The organism is Candidatus Cloacimonadota bacterium (assembly GCA_011372345.1).
In the GTDB taxonomy this organism is placed as follows: Bacteria; Cloacimonadota; Cloacimonadia; order Cloacimonadales; family TCS61; genus DRTC01.
The window spans coordinates 1-4,492 of the sequence record DRTC01000347.1 but is presented as its reverse complement, the minus strand read 5'-3'; the positions used below and the strand labels follow the sequence as shown (position 1 = coordinate 4,492).

Sequence of the window (4,492 nt, the reverse complement as noted above, 5' to 3'; positions counted from 1 at the left end):
ATATTATAAAGATTATAATTACTTTAGAAATTATTGATCTATTCATTAGATTTCCTTTTGAAACTTGTTTCCCGAAAGCTTTCGGGATGAAATTTAACAAGTTTTTCTGGTTAGATATTTCTCGATCTTTAAAAACTTGGTAAGTTTCAAATACTTACCAAGTTTTTTTTATTTATTCGACTCGAAAGGACGAAGGACGACGACTCGAAACAGAATGGTAAGTAATTTGTTTCGACTTATAGTTCATTACGAATCGAAGAATCACAGAATACAATTCTGTGCTACTTTACCATTTCGTTTTCTTCTGCTCGATGAATTTTTTGATCTCTTTACTTCCCATCCAGACTTTTTCGTTGGACTCGATATTGACCAGTTCCATATCAACCTGATAAAAGACTGCAGCTTTTCCACTTATCGCATCTGTTGTGGATGTGATCGTTCCGATCAGCATGAAATCAGCTCCGGTTTCATTTGCCAGGGCTTTTGCTGTTTCATCGGAAGCGTGTGATTGCTGATGATAGCGTTCTTCCAGGATTTCTTTTCTTTCTTTACTGGCAGCCACAAACTTCACTTTCCCGCTGTTAATGAGTTCCCTCTCGATGTCTTTTACAAATGTTTCGGTTTGAATATGTTCAGAACTTTTGTTGCGGACTGTTCCTACAATAAGAACAGGTTTTGTCTCATTTTCCATAACAAAATCTTCGATCCAGCTGCGATAGATCATATCCTGGATCATCTGCTCCGCCACGAGTTTGGAATCGGTATCATTCCAGCGACCGCTCAAATCGGTAACTTCGTTGGTTGACATACGGGTAACGGTTCTCGCACTTCCTGCACATCCAATAATAAATAACATTCCGATCATCAAACTTACTTTTAGAATAGTTTTAATTCTTTCCACAATTCCTCCGTTTTTAATAATATATTCTTTGTGAAAGAAGTTGAATCTCTGTTTTGGTGTCAATAAAAAACCTTCAAGGTTTCAAAAACCTTGAAGGTTTATGTAATTAAATCTTGTCGAAGTTTTCTCAAACTTCCGAATGTACGAAGTTCTTCGGAATGTTGCAGGATACTCCAGACGATCGGAAGACCTGCGGACATTCAGATGGATTAGCGAAGTAAAATCATTTTCTTCATCGCTGAAAAATCATCGGTCTGAAGTTGATAGAAATAAATTCCGGCAGCAACCGGTGAACCATTCTCATCTTTACCGTTCCAGGTTATGTGGGAAAGCGACTCCGTCGCTTTTGTTTCAAAAGAATTGAAACACTCCAAAACTCTAACTTTCTGACCTTTGATATTATAGATCGTAAGTTTGGCATCTGTTATATTTTCATTTAATGAAAAAGAAATTTCCGTGTTGTTTCGGAAAGGATTGGGAAAATTCCGGAATAATTGATTTTCGGAATTGGTGATGGTTTTATCATCGACAGCAACAGGTATGATAATACCTGAATTAACGCTTGCTCATGAAGGATAGAAATATTTTTTGCCAAAAAATGTTAGAGTTTTAGAATTAAGTGACTATTTTTTTCTTTTTTTTTCTTTTACTTTTCTTGCATCTCTTATGTTCCTTCTCTTTTGAAATTCTTGCTTATTTTTCTTTCATAAAGAGAAGGACAGCCAGTCTTCGTTAAAACTTCGTCCTGACAAGCAAGATGAGTTTTCTCCAACCATTCCGAAGGTCAAGCAAGAAGAAAGACTCTGGCAGAAACCATTCGGAGGGTTTTTTATCCTAATTCAACTGATTCAACAAGTTCAACGAATTCAACTTCTTTCCCCAATCTCGATCCCTTTGGCAATCGCTTTCAAATTCGCTTCGAGAAGAGCAGGATTCTTTTTCCCTAAAATCTCTTTCAAATCTCTTTCTACTGTCTCAAATTTCACCAAACCGGTTTTGCCGATCAGAACTCCAAGAGAGACCATATTCAGGATTTTTGTCGAACCGATTTCAGTTGCAATAGATGACATGGGAGCATAAATTTCTTCAATATCTTCTCTGTCCAATTTTTCCGGACACATATCGGAATTTGCGATCATCAAACCATCCGGTTTTATCATCGGACCGAATTTATCAACAGATGGTTTATTCAAAGCAATCAATAAATTCGGATTAGAAACTAAAGGAGATGCAATTTGTTTATCGCTGATCACAACTGCAACATTAGCAGTTCCACCGCGCATTTCCGGTCCGTAGGAAGGAAGCCAGGAAACATCTTTGCCTTCTTTCATAGCAGCGAGTGACAGGAATTTCCCAACAGTTAAAGCTCCCTGTCCACCAAATCCCGAGCAAATTACTTCGATTATCATTTTGCTTCCTCCTCGATTGATTTATCTTTGAAAACTCCAATCTTAAAGAACGGCAGCATATTCTCTTTTGCCCATTCAAACGCTTTCAAAGGTTCTAATCCCCAATTGGTTGGACATGTAGAAACGAATTCCACAAAAGTGAATCCTCTTTCTTCTTTATTGAATTTCAAAGCTTTGTAAACTGCTTTCTTTGCTTTGATAATATCTTGAGGTGAGAGCAATGAAACTCTGGCAATATAATACGGAGCTTCCAATGTTGCCAGCATTTCACTAACTCTGATCGGATAACCAATATCGGTTTCGTCCCTCCCATAGGGAGAAGTTGTAGTTTTCATTCCGGGTAAAGTTGTAGGAGCCATCTGTCCGCCTGTCATTCCGTAAATTGCGTTATTCACGAAAAATACCGTAATATGTTCTCCGCGATTGGCAGCATGAATAATTTCCGCAGTTCCGATCGCTGCCAGATCTCCATCTCCCTGATAAGTAAAAACATGCATATCTGGTCTGGCTCGTTTCATTCCTGTTGCAAGTGCAGGAGCTCTTCCATGAGCAGCTTCCGCCATATCGCAATCAAAGAAATTATAAGCGAGAACCGAGCATCCTACCGGACAAACTCCCATCATCGAGTTTCTCAAATCGAGTTCGTCCATTGCTTCTGCGATCAATCTATGTGAAATCCCATGCGTGCAGCCGGGACAATAACTGAATTGTGTATCTGTCAAAGATTTTGGTCTTTGGGCGATAATTTCCATTTTTCCTCCTAAAATATCTATTAGATAAACATCTATTAGATGAACATCTATTAGATGAATATCTCTTCTATTTTTGCTTTAACTTCTTCCGGTGTGAAAACCAGTCCGCCGACTCTTCCCATAAATTCAACCGGGACTTTTCCTTTTAATGCCAGACGAACATCATCTATCATCTGACCAAGATTCAGTTCGAGAGTCAGAACTTTGCGAACTTTTTGATGAATAGCATCATCTATTGCTTTGGCTGGAAAGGGCCAGAGAGTTATCGGTCGGATCAAACCAACACTTTTCCCTTCTTTCTGAAGTTCGTCGATCGCAGATTTAGTTATTCTCGCAGCAGTTCCAAAAGCAACACAAACGATCTCATTATCAGGAGAAATATTGTATTCTTCAAACCTGATCTCATTCTTCTCCACTTCTATATATTTCTTTTCCAGATTCAGAACAAGATCGGATAGAACATGCGGATCCAATTCCAATGAATTGATAATATGGTGATGATGATTCGGTTCGTCCTCATTAGGATGCATACACCAGTCTAAATGCTGATTATTGAGTTCTTCCAGTTCCTTCTCTGTTTTTGCAGGCTGGAATTCCACCGGTTCCATCATTTGTCCGATCAAACCATCAGAAAGAATAAGAGCTACCATCCGATATTTATCAGCAAGATCAAAGGCAAGGGGAGCCATATCAGCAAATTCCTGAACTGTGCTCGGAGCCAGAACGATCGTTCGATAATCTCCGTGTCCTCCACCTCTCGTGGCTTGAAAATAATCTCCCTGGGCTGGTTGAATATCACCAAGACCGGGACCTCCACGCACAACATTTACAACAACTGCCGGTAAACTTGCTCCAGAAATGTAGGAAATTCCTTCCTGCTTGAGCGAAACTCCCGGAGAAGAAGATGATGTCATCACTCTTTTTCCGCAGCCTGATGCTCCGTAAACCATATTGATCGCAGCGACTTCACTTTCTGCCTGCACAAAAGTGCCACCGGCTTTCGGCATCATCCTGGACATATATTCGATCAATTCACTTTGAGGAGTTATCGGATATGCAAAATATAACCTGCAGCCTGCACGAAGAGCAGCTTCTGCAATTGCTTCGTTACCTTTCATTAATATTTTTTCTGCCATCTTTTCCTCCTACTTCTCTACCGTTATTGCCACATCAGGACAACTTACATAACAGAGCTTACAGGCAATGCAAGCTTCCTGGTCAAAACATTCTGCATAATGATAACCCTTTTCATTGAACTTCTCCGAAAGACGGATTATCTTCTTGGGACACGCGGGAATACAAATCCCACATCCTTTACAATAAAACGGGTCAACTGTCATTTTTGCCATTATTGACTCCTTGTCGTCTGATTATTTTCGGTTAAGAGATTTATTTTCAGCAAATCTGTCAACCGGATTCTTAATCTTGTT

6 protein-coding genes are annotated in these 4,492 nt (G+C 39.4%); all 6 read right to left on the bottom strand.

The annotated features are described in order from the left end of the window. Positions 1–286: 286 nt before the first annotated feature. Entirely contained in the window at positions 287–865 is a 579-nt protein-coding gene (locus ENL20_06695; protein HHE38244.1) for a penicillin-binding protein activator LpoB, read from the bottom strand. Between the two features lie 245 nt (positions 866–1,110). After that, complete coding sequence (locus ENL20_06690; GenBank protein ID HHE38243.1) at positions 1,111–1,449, bottom strand: T9SS type A sorting domain-containing protein; 339 nt, start codon at positions 1,447–1,449, stop codon at positions 1,111–1,113. Between the two features lie 318 nt (positions 1,450–1,767). After that, a complete protein-coding gene (locus tag ENL20_06685; GenBank protein ID HHE38242.1) occupies positions 1,768–2,310 on the bottom strand; it encodes a pyruvate ferredoxin oxidoreductase in 543 nt (180 codons plus the stop codon). Next, on the bottom strand, positions 2,307–3,062 hold the full coding sequence (locus tag ENL20_06680; protein ID HHE38241.1) for a 2-oxoglutarate oxidoreductase: 756 nt from the start codon (positions 3,060–3,062) through the stop codon (positions 2,307–2,309). Before ENL20_06680 ends, ENL20_06685 begins: the two co-directional genes overlap by 4 nt. Before the next feature lie 50 nt (positions 3,063–3,112). Then, positions 3,113–4,198, bottom strand: a complete 1,086-nt coding sequence (vorB, locus tag ENL20_06675) for a 3-methyl-2-oxobutanoate dehydrogenase subunit VorB (GenBank protein HHE38240.1) — start codon at positions 4,196–4,198, stop codon at positions 3,113–3,115. Positions 4,199–4,207: 9 nt separating this feature from the next. Next, entirely contained in the window at positions 4,208–4,411 is a 204-nt protein-coding gene (locus ENL20_06670; GenBank protein ID HHE38239.1) for a 4Fe-4S dicluster domain-containing protein, read from the bottom strand. Positions 4,412–4,492 lie beyond the last annotated feature (81 nt).

What these genes read in the sequence shown, in the direction of transcription:
- ENL20_06695 (HHE38244.1), bottom strand. Translation starts at nt 865, where the DNA reads ATGATCGGAATGTTATTTATTATTGGATGTGCAGGAAGTGCGAGAACC.
- ENL20_06685 (HHE38242.1), bottom strand. Translation starts at nt 2,310, where the DNA reads ATGATAATCGAAGTAATTTGCTCGGGATTTGGTGGACAGGGAGCTTTA.
- ENL20_06680 (HHE38241.1), bottom strand. Translation starts at nt 3,062, where the DNA reads ATGGAAATTATCGCCCAAAGACCAAAATCTTTGACAGATACACAATTC.
- vorB (HHE38240.1), bottom strand. Translation starts at nt 4,198, where the DNA reads ATGGCAGAAAAAATATTAATGAAAGGTAACGAAGCAATTGCAGAAGCT.
- ENL20_06670 (HHE38239.1), bottom strand. Translation starts at nt 4,411, where the DNA reads ATGGCAAAAATGACAGTTGACCCGTTTTATTGTAAAGGATGTGGGATT.